Origin of the sequence: Bradyrhizobium sp. CSA112, from assembly GCF_029051645.1 — a bacterium.
Classification (GTDB): Bacteria; Pseudomonadota; Alphaproteobacteria; order Rhizobiales; family Xanthobacteraceae; genus Bradyrhizobium.
In genome coordinates this window covers 73930-90221 of sequence record NZ_JAACFS010000002.1, presented here as the reverse complement: position 1 = coordinate 90221, position 16292 = coordinate 73930, and the positions used below count along the sequence as shown (strand labels likewise).

Below are 16292 nucleotides of genomic sequence, written 5' to 3'. Positions count from 1 at the left end.
GCGGGGCTTTTTCGTTCACCATGGTCGCTGAGTGCTACTGTCGCTGAGTGTTACTGCCGTTGAAATGCTACTTCTTCTCTTCCAGCAGCTTTCTGTATTTCTCGACGTCGCGCGTCACCAATTGTCCCAGCACTTCGCTCACGTGCTCGCTGGCGTCGGGCGCGACGGTGGAGAGATCGTGAAAGCGCTTCTTCACGGCCTCGCTCTCGACGGCAGCCTTGGCCGCGGCGTTCAGTTTCGCGATGATTGCAGGCGGCGTGCCCTTTGGCGCGAACAGCCCGTTCCAGCCTTGCGCTTCGAAATCGGGTAGACCGGCCTCCGCCGAGGTCGGCAGATCGGGCAAGGTCGCAAGCCGTACCGTCGAGCCGACGACGACGCCCCGCACCAATTTGTCGTCGATCGCCTGCGACACCGAGGCGGCTGAATCGCAGACGCCGTCGATCTGGCCGCCGATCGCGTCCGTCAGCGCCGGCGCCGCGCCGCGATAGCCGACCATCGTCACGTCGATGCCGGCGGCCTGCGCAAAGCTCTTGCAGATCAGGAAATTCGATGAGCCGACGCCGGCATGGCCGAGATTGACCTTGCCGGGATTTTTCTTCGCGTAGGCGATGAAATCCTGCAGGTTCTTCGCGGGGAAATCCTTGCGCAGCGCGACGATGCCGAATGTCTTGGCAACGACCGCGATCGGCACGAAAGATTCCGGCGTGAACGGCAGTTTCGGATAGATCGTATAGGTCGCAGCGCTGGTGCCGGCATTGCCGATCGCGATGGTGTAACCGTCTGCTTCCGCGCGCGCCGCACGCGCCAGCGCGGTCGAGCCGCCGGCGCCCGCTACATTCTCGATCACGATCTGCTGCCCGAGCGACTTGGTCATCTCCTCGGCGACCACGCGCGCGATCACGTCGGAAGTGCCGCCGGCCGCGAACGGCACGATCATGGTGACGGGACGCTTGGGATAATCCTGTGCGTGGGCGGTTGCGGCGAACGAGAAGGCCGCAGCGGCAACGGCCAAGCGCATCATCAAGCGCATCATGAAAGATTTCACGCCGCTTTTTCCAGATGTGCCGCGAGGCCCGCGAACAGGCCGCGGCCATCGGTGCACCCCATGATGTCTTCGACGTGGTTCTCCGGGTGCGGCATCATGCCGAGCACATTGCCGCGCTCGTTGACGATGCCGGCGATCGAATCCGCGGCGCCGTTGATGTTGGACTCCTCGTCGACGACGCCATCGGCCGAGCAGTAGCGGTAGAGCACCCGCCCCTCGCCTTCGAGCCGCTTCACCGTCTCTTCGTCGGCTTCGTAATTGCCTTCGCCATGCGCGACCGGCACGCGAATGACCTGGCCGGCATTGTAGCCGCGCGTGAACGGCGTATCCGAGCGTTCGACCCGCAGATGGACATCCTTGCAGATGAATTTCAGCCGTGAATTGCGCATCAGCACGCCGGGCAACAGACCCGCTTCGCACAGGATCTGGAAACCGTTGCAGACGCCGAGCACAAGACCGCCGTCGCCGGCAAACTTGCGCACCGCGTCCATGACCGGCGCGCGCGCCGCAATCGCCCCGCAGCGCAGATAGTCGCCATAGGAAAAGCCGCCGGGCACGACGACCAGATCGGTCCCCTTCGGCAGCGCAGTGTCGGCATGCCACACCATCGCAGCCTCTTGCCCCGAGGCGAGTTTGAGCGCGCGCGCCATGTCGCGCTCGCGATTGATTCCGGGGAAGACGAGGACGGCGGATTTCATGGCGGTTCCCGGCTGGAAACGAGAATCGTCGGCAGACCGCCGACCCTCCGGAGACATAACCATTTGACGCCGGTTTTTCCAGTGCTAGCGTCGCCAAAACGGCCTGCGCGGCAGCCGTGCTCAACAACAATCGCTCAGGGATGGAAGCCATGAATCTCCCGTCGCGGGCGACCACCGCGACCGAACCGATGACGTCCGAAGGCGTCGTCGCGGCCGGTGTTTACGTCGATGGCCGCCGCGTCGCCAATATCGCCATCGAGGAGGCTTCGAGCTGGCGCAGCAAGCCCGGCCACGTCGTCTGGATCGGCCTGTATGAGCCGGATCTGGCGCTGCTGAAGAGCGTACAGAAGCAGTTCGACCTGCACGATCTCGCGATCGAGGACGCTAACCACGCGCATCAGCGGCCGAAGATCGAGCAATATGGCGACGGCCTGTTCATCGTGGCGCGAACCGCGCAACTGATCCAGGGCAGGATCGCATTCGGCGAAACCCATTTGTTCGTCGGCGAAGGCTATCTGGTCTCGGTGCGCCACGGGGCATCGACGTCATATACGCCGGTGCGCGAACGCTGCGAGAGCTGTCCCCGCGCGCTCGCGCGGGGCGAGGATTATATTCTCTACGCCATCCTCGATTTCATCGTCGACAATTACTCCCCGGTTCTGGAAACGATCCACGAGGAGGTCGAGGCGATCGAGGACGACGTGCTCGCCAATCCCATCACACGGAGCCAGGTCGAACGCCTTTACATGCTGCGGCGGGACCTGTTGCGGCTCCGTAACGCGATCGGCCCGCTGGTGGAAGTCTGCCGCCGGCTCGAACACGACAACCTGCCGATGGTGCGTCCGACGATGCAGGCGCTGTTTCGCGATGTCACCGACCACGTCAGGACCGTTCAGGAGCGCACCGATTCAATGCGCGAGGTGCTGGCGTTCGCCTTCGAGGCAAGCCTTCTGGTCGGCCAGGCCCAGGAGACCGCGGTCTCCAAGAAGCTGGCCTCGTGGCTCGCCATCATCGCCGTTCCGACAGCATTGGCCGGAGTCTACGGGATGAATTTCAAGCACATGCCCGAACTGGAATGGGACTACGGATATTTCCTGGTGCTGGGCCTGATGCTCACCGCCTGCAGCGGACTGTATTGGCGTTTCCGCAGCGTGGGATGGCTGTGAGCGGCAAGCCCGGCCGCTCACATCCTCATCCCAAAAGCTCGACCCGGTAATTCTCGATCACCGTATTCGCCAACAGCTTGTCGGCAGCGTCCTTCAATGCCGCCTCGGCCTTGGCCTTGTCGGCGCCCGACAATTCGATGTCGAACACCTTGCCCTGCCGGACGCTGGCGACGCCATCGACGCCGAGCGATTTCAGCGCGCCTTCGATGGCCTTGCCCTGCGGATCGAGAATGCCCGATTTCAACGTAACGGTAACGCGTGCCTTCACGAGACTTGCCCCAGTCTAATTTTAATTTGCGTCAGCTCTTCACCAGCACCGGACCGGTACCGGCCGGACGCTCGTTCTCCATCAGAATGCCGAGACGCTTCGCCACTTCGGTATAGGCTTCAAGCAGGCCACCGAGGTCACGGCGAAAACGGTCCTTGTCGAGCTTCTCGTTCGACTTGATGTCCCACAGCCGGCACGAGTCGGGCGAGATCTCGTCGGCGACGATGATCCGCATCATCTCGTTCTCGAACAGCCGGCCGCATTCCATCTTGAAGTCGACCAGACGGATGCCGATGCCGAGGAAGAGGCCGGTGAGGAAGTCGTTGACACGGATGGCGAGCGCCATGATGTCGTCGATTTCCTGCGGCGTGGCCCAGCCGAACGCGGTGATGTGCTCTTCCGACACCATGGGGTCGTTGAGCTGGTCGTTCTTGTAATAGAACTCGATGATCGAGCGCGGCAGTTGGGTGCCCTCCTCGATGCCGAGGCGCTGCGAGAGCGAGCCGGCCGCGACGTTCCGCACCACCACTTCCAGCGGCACGATCTCGACCTCGCGAATCAACTGCTCGCGCATGTTGAGGCGGCGGATGAAATGGGTCGGCACCCCGATGTCGTTGAGGTGCTGAAACAGGTACTCCGAAATCCGGTTGTTGAGGACGCCCTTGCCCTCGATCACCTGGTGTTTCTTGGCATTGAACGCGGTCGCGTCGTCCTTGAAATGCTGGATCAGGGTTCCCGGCTCCGGGCCTTCATACAGGACCTTGGCCTTGCCTTCATAAATACGGCGTCGACGGCTCATTGGGATGTACCGTGTTTTGTTGAAATCCATGAAATTGGTGTGCTCCGGATGACAAGGGTTTACGACCACGACGGAGCTGCCGTGAAGGCCAGGTCCTGAACTTAAGCGACCGGAAACAGAACAAGAACCTCGCCTGATGGCAACCTATCCGATTGGCCCATCCAGCACAATCGACCCGGCCCAATTGGGCCCAACTTATCCGATTGCCTGCGGCCTAACGGCCCGTTGTTTTACCGATTCGCCCCCTCTATCTAGGTAGGCGATCGGGCTGCGACAACGCGGCTTTGTTTACCATTTGCGGGGATTGGAACCGAAGAATGACCACTTTCGACAAGCGCGAGGAAGGTTTTGAGAAGAAATTCGCCCTCGACGAGGAGCAGAAGTTCAAGGCCGAGGTTCGCCGCAACAAACTGCTCGGACTTTGGGCAGCCGAAAAGCTCGGCCTGTCGGGCGATGCCGCCACGGCCTATTCCAAGGAAGTGGTCTCGGCCGACTTCGAGGAAGCCGGCGATCAGGACGTCCAGAACAAGGTGGTGAAGGATCTTGCCGCCAAGGGCGTCGCCGTCACCGCTGCCGAGGTGCGCGTCAAGATGGACGAGCTGATGGCGCAGGCCGCCGCCCAGGTGAAGGCGGGGACCTGACGTCACTTCCCTCCCCGTCATTGCCTGCGACAAACGCGAAGCGTTTGCGCAAGGGAGCGTTAGCGACGAAGCAATCCATTCCTCCACTTGCGGCAGCATGGATTGCTTCGCTCCGCTCGCAATGACGGGCGGTAACGCTAAAGCCGCGTCCCCCGATACTCCCTTCGAACAATTTCCATCAATCGCCGCGCCGCTGCGCTCAAAAATCCGCCGCGGCGCGTTACCGTGACGACGTCGTGGCTCGCCTTCAGGTCACCGACGCCGATGGTTGAGATCGTCTTGTGTCGCAATTCCTCGGCCGCGTTGCTCTCGGACAAGAGCGCGATGCCGAGGCCGGCTTCGACCAGGCGCTTCTGCGCGGTCAGGCTGTCGACCGGCGTCCAGTCGATTTCACCGAGGCCATGGGTCTGAAACAGCGCAAAGACATGCGAGGCCGTGATCTCGCGCCGTCCCGGCAACACGGGAAACGCGATCCAGCGCTCGCCGCGCAAATCGGCGAGCTTTGCGACCCGGCGGCCGGCGCGCGGATGATCCAGCGCGCATACGACCTGCAGCCGCTCGGAGAACAGCAATTCGCAGTCGAGGTCGCGCGAGCGATCGCGATCATAGCGCAGCCCTATGGTCGCCTCGCCGCGCCGGATCATGTCGCTGACCTCGGCGCTGGTCGCGGTGCACAGGCTCAATTCGACCTCGGGATGCTCGGCCGCGAAGCGCTTTAAGATCGCCGACAACCGCCCGCCGGCGAGCGTGCCGACAACCGCGAGCGCCACCGGCCCTGAATTCGGCCGCGCCAGCGCGCGAACCGCATTCTCCGCATCCTGGGCGGCGGCGACCGCGCGCTCGGCGTAAGGCACCATCACCTTTCCCGCATCGCTCAGCATCGTGCGGCCCGCGATCCGCTCGAACAGCGGTACGCCGAGCTCCTGCTCGAGCAATGCAATGCGCCGCGAGATCGCGGGCTGCGAGCGGTGCAGCGCCTTTGCCGCATTCGAAATGCCGCCGCGGCGATGAACTGTCAGGAAGGTGAGAAGCGCGTCGCTGTCCATTTTTGTCCATGCAAAAAGCTGATGATATCCAGAGAAATAACAAATTTGGCTGATGATCGATAGCCCGGTAGTTTCGCCGCCAACCCAAAACGGCGGACATTCAACGGAGCCAGCGATGCGCAGTCAGGATGGAAAAGGCGGAACTGTTTCGTGCACTTCACGCGCGGCGGGGCGCGTTCATCATCCCCAACCCCTGGGACGCCGGCACCGCAAAGCTGCTCGCCGCGATGGGTTTTGAGGCGCTCGCGACCACGAGCCTGGGGCTTGCCAACACGCTCGGCAGCGCCACCGTTAGCTTAGACGCCATCATCGAGAACTGCCGGGTGGTTGCGGAGGCCACCGACCTCCCCGTCAACGCCGACCTGGAGAATTGCGGCGCCGACGATCCGAAGACCGCGGCGAAGGCGATCACGCGAGCGGCTGAGGCCGGCGTGGTCGGCGGCTCGATCGAGGATTTCACCGGCGATCCCCGCAAGCCGATCTACGATTTCTCGCTCGCGGTCGAGCGCGTACAGGCGGCGGTCGAGGCGGCGCGCGCGCTGCCCTTCCCTTTCACGCTGACCGCGCGGGCGGAGAATTTCCTGCACGGCCGCAAGGATCTCGACGACACCATCAAGCGGCTGCAGGCGTTCGAGGCCGTTGGCGCCGATGTCCTGTATTCCCCGGGGCTGTACGACATCGGCACGATCCGCACCGTGGTGTCGTCGGTCGGAAAACCGTTCAACCTGGTGATGGGCTTTGCCGACCCGACGCTCACGGTCGATCAGCTCTCAGCCGCAGGCGTCAAGCGCATCAGCGTCGGCGGCGCGATGGAGCGCTACGCGCTTGCGGCGTTCCTGAAATGCGCCCGCGAGATGAAGGACCGCGGGGCGTTCACTTATGTGCGCGACATGGCGCCGATCGGGGAAGTGAGGGCTGCGTTCGGGTGATATGTCTCTCCCCGTCATTCCGGGATGGTCCGAAGGACCAGACCCGGAATCTCGAGATTCCCCGATGCGCAATTGCGCATCTGAGATCGCCGCTTCGCGTCGTCCGGAATGACGTTAGCGCGGCGCCGCGGCGCTAACGTCACTCCTCCTTGAATCCGTACTCCGGCACATTCCCGCTGGCGCCGTAATATTTATACGGCAGGAATTTTCCGGACATGGTGATCTTGACCCGGTCGCCCTTGGGATTGGCGACGCGCTCCAATGCCATGTCGAAATCGATCGCCGACATGATGCCGTCGCCGAATTCCTCCTCGATCAGAGCCTTCCAGGCCGGACCATTGACCATCACCATTTCATAGAAGCGATAGATCAAGGGATCGGTGGGCGGCATCGGCGTGCCGGTGCCGCGCATCGGCACCTCGTTGAGCATCGCGATTTCGGATTTCGACAACCCGAACAGCTCGCCGGCGTTGGCGGCCTGTGGCTTGGTGAGCTTCATCTGCCCCATGATGGCGCCGACGATCAGCACTTCTGAATAGCCGCCGATCTTTTCGCAGATGTGTTTCCAGCTCCAGCCCTTCTCGCGCTTGATGTCGAGCAGCTTCTCGGTGAGGTCTTCCCGTTTCATGATGGTCTCCTTCTAATCGTCATGCCCGGCCTTGTGCCGGGCATCCACGTCTTGCTGGTCGGTTCAGGAAGACGTGGATGGCCGGGCCAAGCCCGGCCATGACGCCCGCGTTGACTCTTCTGCCTCTGCGGCAATCACCAGCTCCGGCTTGCCCGGCCGCACGATCGGTACATTGCGCGGATCGTGATCAGTGACAGTTGCCGTAAACGTCTTGCTGCGGCTGACCAGGAAATCGACGATGTGATTGCGCAGCGCGTAATAATAGGGATGGCGGTGCAGATCGATGCGGCCGCGATCCTTCGGCAGCGGGTTTTCGACGATCTCGGCCAGCACGGCGCCGGGACCATTGGTCATCAGAAAGATCTTGTCGGCGAGATAGATCGCCTCATCGACGTCATGGGTGATCATGAAGGCGGTCTGTCCGGTCTCCAGGCAGATCCGGCGGACCTCGTCCTGCAACGTGCCGCGCGTCAACGCATCCAGCGCCGAGAACGGCTCATCCATCAGCATGATCTTTGGCGTAATCGACAGCGCCCGTGCGATGCCGACGCGCTGCTTCATGCCGCCGGAGAGTTCGGAGGGACGCTTGTGCTCGGAGCCGGTCAGACCGACGAGGTCGATAAATTTTTGCGCATGCGCCTTCACCTTGGCGCGATCCCAGTTGCGCCATTTCGAGGTCACGGCATAGGCGACGTTGCCGAGCACCGTGCGCCATGGCAGCAGTGCATGGCTCTGGAAGATCACGGCGCGGTCGAGGCTCGTGCCCTCGATCGCCTGCCCGTCGACGATGACGGCCCCCTCGCTCGGCTGGTCGAGCCCGGCCAGGATGTTGAGCACCGTCGTCTTGCCGCAGCCGGAATGGCCGATCACGCAGCCGAACTCGCCGCGGTTCATCGACAGCCAGAGATCCTCGAAAATGGTGGTCTCTTTGCCATCCGCGCCGGGATAACGCCGCGCAATCGCTTCGATGGAAATGAACTTGTCGGTCATCGCCTCACTCCGGGAACGTGACCATGCGCGTGAACCGCGCCAGGATCTGGTCGAGCAGCATGCCGACGATGCCGATCATCAGGATGGCGATGATGACGTTGGTGATCGAAAGGTTGTTCCACTCGTTCCAGACGAAGTAGCCGATGCCGGTGCCGCCCACGAGCATCTCGGCTGCGACGATCACGAGCCAGGCGATGCCGATCGAAATCCGCATGCCGGTGAGGATCGTCGGTGCCGCCGCCGGCAGGATCACCGTGAAGGCGCGCCTGATGGTGCCGACCTCGAGCGTGCGCGCGACGTTGATCCATTCCTTACGCACGGCGGCGACGCCAAACGCCGTGTTGAGCAGCATCGGCCACACCGAGCAGATGAAAATGACAAAAATCGCCGAGATCGAGGAATCCTTGATGGTGTAGAGCGCGAGCGGCATCCAGGCGAGCGGCGAAATCGGCTTCAGCACCTGGATGAAGGGATCCAGCGCCTTGCTGATCAAAGGCGACATGCCGATCAGGAAGCCGAGCGGAATGGCCACGATGACGGCGAGAAAATAGCCGAGGCCGACGCGGGCGATCGAGTAGCCGAGTTGGATGCCGAGGCCCTTGTCGTTCGGACCGTTGTCGTAGAACGGCTGCTTGAGGTGCTCCCACAATTTGGCGCCGACATCTAATGGACCCGGCATCGCCGACTTGCCGGCGGTCGCAGTCAGTCCCATCAGCTTGGCGTATTCCGGCGTCATGTTAGCCACAGCGCCCGTTCCACGCGTGGCGAGATGCCAGATGCCGAGGAACGCCGCGAACAGCACGATCGAGACGACGGCTGCGCGGAAGCGAAGGGAGAAGGTCATTGGCCAGGCTCTCTCATCGAGTCGTCCCGGCGAACGCCGGGACCCATAATCCGCGGCCCTAGTGGTGAAAGAAGGCGTCTGACATACTGCCTAAATGAGGGGGCACGGCTCCGCGACGAACGCAATTCGCGCTCGCGCTGGGGTCCCTGCTTTCGCAGGGACGACGGCGGCAAACGTAACAGCGGCAAACGTAGTTGCGCCCCTGCCCTCACGACGCCTTCCTGATCTTGAAGCTAGCGAGATATTCCTCAGGCTTTGCGGGATCGAAGGTCTTGCCCATCACCGAAAAACTCTTGGTCGTTGTCGTCGGCGGCGTCAGCCCGGCTTCCTTCATCAGCTTGGCGGCGTCGGTGGCGAGATAGACCTGCGAGGCAATGCCGGCATAGTCGATATCGCCCTTGATCTGACCCCAGCGCTTCATCTGGGTCATGATCCACACGGCAAAGGATTGCCAGGGGAACGGATCGAAATCGACGCGGTTCGGCTGCTTGACGATGTTGCCGAGACCGTCGGCGAAAGTGCCGGTCAAGATCTGCTCCAGCACGATCTGTGGCTGGTTCAGATAATTCGCGGGCGCGATCGCCTCCGCGATCTGCTTGCGGTTTTCCGCCTTGTGCGCGAAGGCGGTCGCCTCGATGATCGATTTGAGCAGCGCGCCATAGGTGTTCGGCATCGCCGTGATGAATTCCTTCGAGGCAGCGAACGCGCAGCACGGATGGCCTTCCCAGATGTCCTTGGTCAGGATGTGGATGAAGCCTGCGCCGTCGAACACCGCGCGCTGGTTCATCGGATCGGGCCCGAGGAAGCCGTCGATATTGTCGGCGCGCAGATTGGCGACCATTTCCGGCGGCGGCACCGCGCGGATCTGCACGTCGGTATCGGGGTCGATGCCGTGCTCGGCGAGATAGTAGCGCAGCAGGTAATTGTGCATCGAATAGTCGAAAGGCACCGCGAACTTAAAGCCCTTCCAACTCTTCGGATCGCGCTTGTCCTTGTGCTTGACCGAAAGCGTGATCGCCTGCCCGTTGATGTTCTCGACCGCCGGCATGGTGTAGGGGATCGGGTTGGAGCCGGCGCCCATGGTGATGGCGAGCGGCATCGGCGACAGCATGTGCGCGGCGTCGTATTCCTTGTTGATGGTCTTGTCGCGAATGACCGCCCAGCCGGCGGTCTTGATGACTTCGACGTTCAGCCCGTTCTTGGCGTAGAACCCCATCGGCGCGGCCATGATGATCGGCGTTGCGCAGGTGATCGGGATGAAGCCGACCTTGAGGTCTTTCTTCTCGAGCGGCCCGCCAGCTGCGAATGCTTCGGTCGCGGTCTTGAGCGGAAAGAATTGCGACACGGCCGCCACGGCGGTTGCCGCGCCCACCGATTTCAGGAACGCGCGCCGGGCGACATCCTGAGGGAACATCGCGCGCATCACCGCGGAGGCGATCACGCCTTCGTAGCGCTTCTGCTCGCTTTCGATGGCGGATTGGATCTGCAACTGGGCGGCCTGATGCTCGGCTTCGCTGACATGCTGGCCGCAAGAGCAGCCGCCGGCGTGAAGACGGCGATTGGGATCGAATGGATTGTCGAAGGTAGACATCAGACCTCCTGCGCGACGTTGCCCCCTAATTAAGCAAGGCACATGCCAGCGCGGTTCTGCGGCGACAGCTTTGAGATCACAGGGATTCTGCTGACATTGGCGGCTACGAAAATTCGTGTTACACGAAAACTCGTAGTCGAATTACGATATTTCGGAGTATCGACCGGATGGATCTTGCCCTCGGTTCAACCGCCCCACCGCAGGACGTCGAACTGCGCGCCACAGCGTTCGAGTTCGCCGTCGAGCCGACACTGCTGTTCGATCCCCACGCCGACCTGATCCTCGACGCCAATCCCGCCGCCTGTACCCTGCTCGGCTACGATCGCGCTCTTTTGCGGCAGACCAAGGTCAGCACGCTGCACAGCGGACAACTGCCCGCGCTGATCGTGTTCACCCAGGCCGTGCTCGACAAGGGCGCGTACTGGACCAATGCGCTGACCCCGCGCCACGCCACCGGACAAAGCCTTCGCCTCGAATATGCCGGCTCGCTGCTGCCGCAGGATGGCCGCTCGCTGGTGCTGCTCACCATGAGCGATCTCGACGCGCGCCGCCGACGCTATGTCGACGCGGCGGCAGAAGACCACATGCGCGGTGGGATCGCGACCTGGCAGCGGGTCGAGCGGGTTTTCCAGGACATCGAACGGGAAAACCAGCTCATCCTGCGCGCCGCCGGCGAAGGCATCTACGGCGTCAACGCCGAAGGCAAGACCACCTTCGTCAATCCGGCCGCCGAGCGGATGCTGGGCTGGGCGGCGGAAGAACTGGTCGGCAAGGAAATCCACCCGATCGTTCATCACACCCATCATGACGGGCGGCATTATCCCGATCACGACTGCCCGATTTACGCGGCGTTTCGCGACGGCGCCGTGCACCAGGTCGAAGGCGAGGTGTTCTGGCGCAAGGACGGCACGCCGGTCTGGGTCGAATATACCTCGACGCCGATCCGCGACCGCGGCGTGGTGGTCGGCGCGGTCATCGTGTTCCGTGACGTCAGCCAGCGACGCGAGGCCGACGAGAAGCTGCATGCCGCGCTTGCCGAGGTCGATCGCCTGCGCGAGCGACTGGAGCTGGAAAACGCTTACCTGCAGGAAGAAATCCGCATCGAGACCAACCCGCGCGGCATCATCGGCCAGAGCGAGGCGATCCAGAAGACGCTGCGGCAGGTCAAGCTGGTGGCGCCGACCACGGCAGCCGTGATGATCACGGGCGAATCCGGTACCGGCAAGGAGCTGATCGCGCGCGCCATCCATGAGGCGAGCAGCCGCCGCGACCGGCCGCTGATCCGGGTCAATTGCGCGGCGATCCCGCGCGAACTGTTCGAGAGCGAATTCTTCGGCCATATCAGAGGCGCCTTCACCGGCGCGATGCGAGACCGCATCGGCCGCTTCGAGCTCGCCGACGGCGGCACGCTGTTCCTCGACGAGGTCGGCGAAATTCCGATTGAACTGCAAGGCAAGCTGTTGCGGGTGCTGCAGGAGGGCAATTTCGAACGCGTCGGCGAAGAACGCACCCGCGCGGTCGACGTCCGCCTGATCGCCGCCACCAACCGCGATCTCAAGCAGGAGGTGCAGCGCGGCCGGTTTCGCGAGGACCTCTATTTCCGCCTCAACGTATTCCCGGTGGAATCGGTGCCGCTGCGCGAGCGGCGCGAGGACATTCCGCTGCTGGCGCAGCATTTCCTCAACCGCGAGAGCAAGGCGCTGAAGTCCGAGCTTCGATTGTCGGAGGGCGACGCGCGGCGGCTCACGCGCTACGACTGGCCCGGCAACGTCCGCGAACTTCAGAACGTGATCGAGCGCGCGGCGATCCTGGCGCAGAACGGCCGGCTGCGTATCGACCTGCCGGATGCCGCAGGCGCCCCTCCGTCCGCCGGCTCGGCGCGCGCAAAACCCGAGGCCGGGAGCGCCGTCATGACATCAGCGGAAATGCGCGCGCACGAGCGCGCCAACATTCTCGCCGCGCTTCAGGCCTGTTCCGGCAAGGTGTTCGGCCCCGGCGGCGCCGCCGAGATGCTCGACATCAAGCCGACCACGCTGGCCTCGCGCATCAAGGCGCTGGGAATTACGAATATGCGTGGCTTGGCTGGCTAGTTACGGCGTGTACTCATAAACGTCGGCTTCCCACGGCGAAGCGGAAGGCACCCGGCTTGACGGTGATCGGTGGCTACGACCCACAAGAGACATTGGCAAGCTGAAATGCTGCACCGCTCCCTCAAGTCGAAGGAGGATTAGCTTGGCTCTGACAATCCGACCGCCGACGATTGATGAGTTATCGGTCCTTTCCGATCTGTGTTTCAGGTCTAAGGCCGTCTGGGGCTACGACGTGGAGTTCATGGAAGTGTGTCGCGGCGAGTTGTCGTTGGAACCGCGCGACTTGGAGTTGACACCCATCGCGGTTGCCGAACATGACGGCAAGCCAATCGGTGTTGCACAGCTAAGAGTCGTCGATGATGAGGCTGACTTGCTGAAACTATTCGTCGAGCCCGGCGCGCTTCGGAGCGGCACGGGTAAGGCGCTGCTCGCTTGGGCTACCGACGTCGCGAAAAAGCTGGGTGCCACGCGACTAACAATCGAGGCGGATCCCGATGCGGCTCCCTTTTACCGCAGGATGGGAGCTTACGATGTCGGCCAAGCGCCGTCTGGCTCGGTGCCGGGAAGAATGTTGCCGAAACTAGCGATGAACCTTTACCCTGCGGACTGACCGTCAGGTCCGAAACTGGCCCAAACACGCGTCAATGTTGCTTGATCATCGCCTCCCGAGAGTAAAGCGGACCTGACTTGATGACGAATCCACGCCCTAGTAGCGGCGGCCGCCGATGGCAAACGGCGAAGCGCCGGGCAGCGAATTGAACTCGCTGTCGAGCCGGCCCGACTGCTGGACGTAGCCGACCCCGAGCGACAGGCTGAGATTCGATGTCGCCTGGAATTCGACACCGGCATTGACGCTGGAGATCGGCAGCGTGCCCGACTTGGAGTCGAACGGCGCGAACGGGCCGCCGATGCCGGTATTGTATTTCAGCGTGTCGAATCCGGCATAAAAGGTGACGGGCAAGCCGCTGTTCTTGAGGCTGTAGCCGAACTGCACGCCTTCACTATAGATCGAGCCGAAACTGCCGAACGCACTCTGGCTGAGGCCGTTGAAAGCCAGATTGCTGCGCTGGCTGCCGACAAAAAAGCCGTTCGAAAAATTGTACCGCGCATAGGAAGACCCGTTTCCGACGTCGCGGAAGTCGAAGCTCGGAAAGTTGCCGTAAGCGTTGGGGCTCTCGCCCGCATCGCCGCTGAAGCCCATCGGCCAGCCCGGGATCCAGTAATTCACCGGTCCCGTTTGAGCATCCGCCATTCGCCCGCCGAGGCACAGCATCGCCACGACCAACGCTAAACCTAATCTGCGTGAGAACATCGACATCCGCGCGACCACCAACTGCGCCGCGATTATACGCACTGGATATCGGAAGCGCCAGAGCGGCGCTGTGGCGCAGTTCCATTAGCTCGCGCTATGATGTCGAGGTCGCAGGCCGCATGGCTGCAGTCCGATTCCTTAGAATCAGACTGCAACACATGACGCGTCCTTATGCCGCTTTGGTGGTGAGCTTGGCCTCCATCGGCAGGCCCTCCTCGATCGGCAGCGCGGGATCGCGCGACCATTCATTCCAGGAGCCGAAATACATCCGCACATCCTTCACGCCGGCATTCTTCAATGCGAGGAACGTGTTGGAGGCGCGCGCGCCCTTGAAGCAGTAGAGATAGACCGGCGTATTCTCGGTGATGCCGACGGTGGCGCATTCCGCCAGGATTTCGTTCTTGGACTTGAAGCGCGGCCCTTCTGCGGTCGGCTTCATCATGCGGTACCATTCGAGCCAGACGGCGCCGGGGATACGCCCCTTGCGCGGGCAGAAATCCTTCCCGTAAGGCGAAGAGCTTTCGCCGATCCACTCATCGATATCGCGCACGTCGAGCAGCGCGATACCGGGCTTGCCGACGGCCGCCAGCATGGTCTTGGCGTCGATCAGGATGTCGCCGGCTTCGGGCACGACTGCGAAAGATGCCTTCACCGGCGACGGGACCTCCTTGGTCACCGGCAGGCTAGCTGCCACCCAGGCATCAAAGCCGCCATGCAGCACCTTGATCTTGGGATAGCCGAGCATGGTGAGAAGGTAATAGCCGCGGCAGGACTGGCCGAAGCCGGAATTCATCGACTGTTCGTAGATGACCGCGGTCTCTTTGCCCGAAAGTCCGGCAGCGCCAAACGCATCAGCGAATTTCGTTTTCAGTTCGTGAATGCCTTCCGGCGTCGAGGTCGCCAGGTACGTGAAGATTTCATGGACATTGACGGCGCCAGCGAGATGCCCCGCGCCGTAGCTTTCCGGATTGCGGGTGTCGATGACGACACATGGCTCTTTCTTGAGGAATTCCGCGAGTTCGCCGGCAGTAATCAGAACGTCCGTCATGGCAGGCCTCTCCTGTTTCGTGGTTGCTGGTTCGGGTCGATCGGAAATCCCTTTAGTGCTCGTCGCCGGCCAGCATCTTGCGAAGCTGCTTGGTGGCTGGCGTGACGATGGCGACGAAATAGGCTTCGCGAAGCCTGCGCTGCGCGCGGTGGCTCTTCAGATAGCCGCGCGCACCGCAATGGAGCATCGCCGCATGCGCGGCCGCGACGCTGGCATCACCGGCGCGCAGCCGCAGCGCCACCACGCGCCGCCAGTAGCTGTCGTCGGTATTGTAGGGATCGCGCGCTAGCGCCATGGTCTCCTTCTCGAACTCGGCATGGAGCTCGCGGAACTGGATAGGCTGTTGCGGCAAATAGCGATTGATATGGCTCAAGGGCGCGTCGACCTCGTCCATGATGTTGATGCAGTCCTTGATCAGGCCAAGCGCCATGCCGACCTGCAGCAGGATGAAGCCGGCGCGGATTTTTTTGACGAACGGCCCTGCCGGCTCGGCCAGGATCAACTCGTCCGGCACGAAGACGTCGCGAAACTGCACGCCATAGGTGCCGGTGCCGTCCATCGCCAGGAACGGCTTGCACGGCTGCAGCGTGATCGCGGGGTTTGAGCAATCGGCGAGGAACATCACGATGCTATCAGGCGCGTCCTCGCGCTTGAAAATGGTGCCGAAGAAATGATCGGCGCCGAGGTTCGAGACCCAGGGCAGCGCGCCGCGCACGACGTAACCGCCTTCAACCTTGCGCCCCCTGAGTTTCAGCTTCTCGATGCCGAAAAAACTCTTCATCGGGTTGGACAACCCGGTGCCGCCGAGGATTTGCCCGTTCGCGAATTTGTCGGCGTATTTTGCAACGAGCTTCGGATTGTTCGAATTCGCGGCGTACCAAACCAGCGTGTCCTGGCACCACGCCATGAAGGCGGTGGCGCCACAGACTTCGCCGAGCGCTGCGATCGATTGAATGGCGCAGCGCAAGTCGGCTGCGCCATTCTCCGGTTGGTGGCTGCTCCATGCGCCGGCCTCGCCTAGACGCCTCAGCAGCGCATCGGGGTAGACCGTGCCTTCATCAATGCCGGCAGCCAAAGGGGCGAGTTCTTTGCGCGCGATTGTTCCGACCTGATCGGCGACCGATGCCGGTGGGAGATCGTCCACCGCGAGCCGGGATGCTGCCATTGAACCCATGAGACCCTCCGCAACCAGTGCTG

General features: G+C 62.5%; 17 protein-coding genes. 5 read left to right on the top strand and 12 right to left on the bottom strand.

Translation table 11 applies throughout. The annotated features are described in order from the left end of the window. Nucleotides 1-67: 67 nt before the first annotated feature. Nucleotides 68-1033 carry a tripartite tricarboxylate transporter substrate-binding protein gene (locus GWE18_RS05340; protein ID WP_275185147.1) on the bottom strand — a complete coding sequence of 322 codons (966 nt, stop codon included), beginning with the start codon at nucleotides 1031-1033 and terminating at the stop codon, nucleotides 68-70. Between the two features lie 8 nt (nucleotides 1034-1041). Next, nucleotides 1042-1743, bottom strand: coding sequence for a phosphoribosylformylglycinamidine synthase subunit PurQ (purQ, locus tag GWE18_RS05335; RefSeq protein ID WP_275184763.1), 702 nt, complete (start codon nucleotides 1741-1743; stop codon nucleotides 1042-1044). Nucleotides 1744-1892: 149 nt separating this feature from the next. Here purQ and GWE18_RS05330 point away from each other — a divergent pair, with 149 nt between their 5' ends. After that, nucleotides 1893-2909 carry a CorA family divalent cation transporter gene (locus tag GWE18_RS05330; RefSeq protein ID WP_275184762.1) on the top strand — a complete coding sequence of 339 codons (1017 nt, stop codon included), beginning with the start codon at nucleotides 1893-1895 and terminating at the stop codon, nucleotides 2907-2909. 25 nt (nucleotides 2910-2934) lie between these two features. Here GWE18_RS05330 and purS read toward each other — a convergent pair whose 3' ends face one another. Next, nucleotides 2935-3177 (bottom strand): phosphoribosylformylglycinamidine synthase subunit PurS, encoded by a 243-nt coding sequence (purS, locus tag GWE18_RS05325; protein ID WP_057848565.1) that lies wholly within the window; start codon nucleotides 3175-3177, stop codon nucleotides 2935-2937. Nucleotides 3178-3208: 31 nt separating this feature from the next. Then, on the bottom strand, nucleotides 3209-3976 hold the full coding sequence (purC, locus tag GWE18_RS05320; protein ID WP_171708996.1) for a phosphoribosylaminoimidazolesuccinocarboxamide synthase: 768 nt from the start codon (nucleotides 3974-3976) through the stop codon (nucleotides 3209-3211). 317 nt (nucleotides 3977-4293) lie between these two features. On the opposite strand from purC, the gene GWE18_RS05315 reads away from it, so the two are divergent. Continuing rightward, nucleotides 4294-4617, top strand: a complete 324-nt coding sequence (locus GWE18_RS05315) for a DUF1476 domain-containing protein (RefSeq protein WP_275184761.1) — start codon at nucleotides 4294-4296, stop codon at nucleotides 4615-4617. A 137-nt stretch (nucleotides 4618-4754) separates the two neighbouring features. Here GWE18_RS05315 and GWE18_RS05310 read toward each other — a convergent pair whose 3' ends face one another. Then, complete coding sequence (locus GWE18_RS05310) at nucleotides 4755-5663, bottom strand: LysR family transcriptional regulator (protein ID WP_275184760.1); 909 nt, start codon at nucleotides 5661-5663, stop codon at nucleotides 4755-4757. A 128-nt stretch (nucleotides 5664-5791) separates the two neighbouring features. Here GWE18_RS05310 and GWE18_RS05305 point away from each other — a divergent pair, with 128 nt between their 5' ends. Then, on the top strand, nucleotides 5792-6592 hold the full coding sequence (locus GWE18_RS05305; RefSeq protein WP_275184759.1) for an isocitrate lyase/phosphoenolpyruvate mutase family protein: 801 nt from the start codon (nucleotides 5792-5794) through the stop codon (nucleotides 6590-6592). A 139-nt stretch (nucleotides 6593-6731) separates the two neighbouring features. Here the strand turns inward: GWE18_RS05305 and cynS are convergent, their stop codons facing one another. From cynS to GWE18_RS05285, 4 genes are all read right to left on the bottom strand, one after another. Further along, nucleotides 6732-7220 (bottom strand): cyanase, encoded by a 489-nt coding sequence (gene cynS / locus GWE18_RS05300; RefSeq protein ID WP_275184758.1) that lies wholly within the window; start codon nucleotides 7218-7220, stop codon nucleotides 6732-6734. A 63-nt stretch (nucleotides 7221-7283) separates the two neighbouring features. Further along, nucleotides 7284-8210: an ABC transporter ATP-binding protein gene (locus tag GWE18_RS05295; protein ID WP_275184757.1), complete on the bottom strand. Its 927-nt coding sequence runs from the start codon at nucleotides 8208-8210 to the stop codon at nucleotides 7284-7286. A gap of 4 nt (nucleotides 8211-8214) precedes the next feature. After that, on the bottom strand, nucleotides 8215-9054 hold the full coding sequence (ntrB, locus tag GWE18_RS05290) for a nitrate ABC transporter permease (protein WP_275184756.1): 840 nt from the start codon (nucleotides 9052-9054) through the stop codon (nucleotides 8215-8217). A gap of 208 nt (nucleotides 9055-9262) precedes the next feature. Next, entirely contained in the window at nucleotides 9263-10645 is a 1383-nt protein-coding gene (locus GWE18_RS05285; protein ID WP_275184755.1) for a CmpA/NrtA family ABC transporter substrate-binding protein, read from the bottom strand. A gap of 167 nt (nucleotides 10646-10812) precedes the next feature. Between GWE18_RS05285 and GWE18_RS05280 the strand changes: the two genes are divergently transcribed. Both GWE18_RS05280 and GWE18_RS05275 read left to right on the top strand, forming a co-directional pair. Further along, complete coding sequence (locus GWE18_RS05280) at nucleotides 10813-12735, top strand: sigma 54-interacting transcriptional regulator (RefSeq protein WP_275184754.1); 1923 nt, start codon at nucleotides 10813-10815, stop codon at nucleotides 12733-12735. A gap of 142 nt (nucleotides 12736-12877) precedes the next feature. Next, nucleotides 12878-13345: a GNAT family N-acetyltransferase gene (locus GWE18_RS05275; protein ID WP_275184753.1), complete on the top strand. Its 468-nt coding sequence runs from the start codon at nucleotides 12878-12880 to the stop codon at nucleotides 13343-13345. Nucleotides 13346-13441: 96 nt separating this feature from the next. Here GWE18_RS05275 and GWE18_RS05270 read toward each other — a convergent pair whose 3' ends face one another. The 3 genes from GWE18_RS05270 to GWE18_RS05260 form a co-directional block, all read right to left on the bottom strand. Then, nucleotides 13442-13987 (bottom strand): hypothetical protein, encoded by a 546-nt coding sequence (locus GWE18_RS05270; RefSeq protein WP_342804226.1) that lies wholly within the window; start codon nucleotides 13985-13987, stop codon nucleotides 13442-13444. A 229-nt stretch (nucleotides 13988-14216) separates the two neighbouring features. After that, a complete protein-coding gene (locus GWE18_RS05265; RefSeq protein WP_275184752.1) occupies nucleotides 14217-15095 on the bottom strand; it encodes a sulfurtransferase in 879 nt (292 codons plus the stop codon). A gap of 52 nt (nucleotides 15096-15147) precedes the next feature. Beyond that, the gene (locus GWE18_RS05260) at nucleotides 15148-16269 is read right to left on the bottom strand and encodes an acyl-CoA dehydrogenase family protein (protein WP_275184751.1); all 1122 of its coding nucleotides are present in this window, start codon (nucleotides 16267-16269) and stop codon (nucleotides 15148-15150) included. Nucleotides 16270-16292: the final 23 nt, after the last annotated feature.

What these genes read in the sequence shown, in the direction of transcription:
- GWE18_RS05315 (WP_275184761.1), top strand. Translation starts at nt 4,294, where the DNA reads ATGACCACTTTCGACAAGCGCGAGGAAGGTTTTGAGAAGAAATTCGCC.
- purQ (WP_275184763.1), bottom strand. Translation starts at nt 1,743, where the DNA reads ATGAAATCCGCCGTCCTCGTCTTCCCCGGAATCAATCGCGAGCGCGAC.
- GWE18_RS05330 (WP_275184762.1), top strand. Translation starts at nt 1,893, where the DNA reads ATGAATCTCCCGTCGCGGGCGACCACCGCGACCGAACCGATGACGTCC.
- GWE18_RS05305 (WP_275184759.1), top strand. Translation starts at nt 5,792, where the DNA reads ATGGAAAAGGCGGAACTGTTTCGTGCACTTCACGCGCGGCGGGGCGCG.
- GWE18_RS05340 (WP_275185147.1), bottom strand. Translation starts at nt 1,033, where the DNA reads ATGATGCGCTTGATGATGCGCTTGGCCGTTGCCGCTGCGGCCTTCTCG.
- cynS (WP_275184758.1), bottom strand. Translation starts at nt 7,220, where the DNA reads ATGAAACGGGAAGACCTCACCGAGAAGCTGCTCGACATCAAGCGCGAG.
- GWE18_RS05260 (WP_275184751.1), bottom strand. Translation starts at nt 16,269, where the DNA reads ATGGGTTCAATGGCAGCATCCCGGCTCGCGGTGGACGATCTCCCACCG.
- GWE18_RS05265 (WP_275184752.1), bottom strand. Translation starts at nt 15,095, where the DNA reads ATGACGGACGTTCTGATTACTGCCGGCGAACTCGCGGAATTCCTCAAG.
- purC (WP_171708996.1), bottom strand. Translation starts at nt 3,976, where the DNA reads ATGAGCCGTCGACGCCGTATTTATGAAGGCAAGGCCAAGGTCCTGTAT.
- GWE18_RS05285 (WP_275184755.1), bottom strand. Translation starts at nt 10,645, where the DNA reads ATGTCTACCTTCGACAATCCATTCGATCCCAATCGCCGTCTTCACGCC.
- GWE18_RS05270 (WP_342804226.1), bottom strand. Translation starts at nt 13,987, where the DNA reads ATGGCGGATGCTCAAACGGGACCGGTGAATTACTGGATCCCGGGCTGG.
- GWE18_RS05280 (WP_275184754.1), top strand. Translation starts at nt 10,813, where the DNA reads ATGGATCTTGCCCTCGGTTCAACCGCCCCACCGCAGGACGTCGAACTG.
- ntrB (WP_275184756.1), bottom strand. Translation starts at nt 9,054, where the DNA reads ATGACCTTCTCCCTTCGCTTCCGCGCAGCCGTCGTCTCGATCGTGCTG.
- GWE18_RS05310 (WP_275184760.1), bottom strand. Translation starts at nt 5,663, where the DNA reads ATGGACAGCGACGCGCTTCTCACCTTCCTGACAGTTCATCGCCGCGGC.
- GWE18_RS05295 (WP_275184757.1), bottom strand. Translation starts at nt 8,210, where the DNA reads ATGACCGACAAGTTCATTTCCATCGAAGCGATTGCGCGGCGTTATCCC.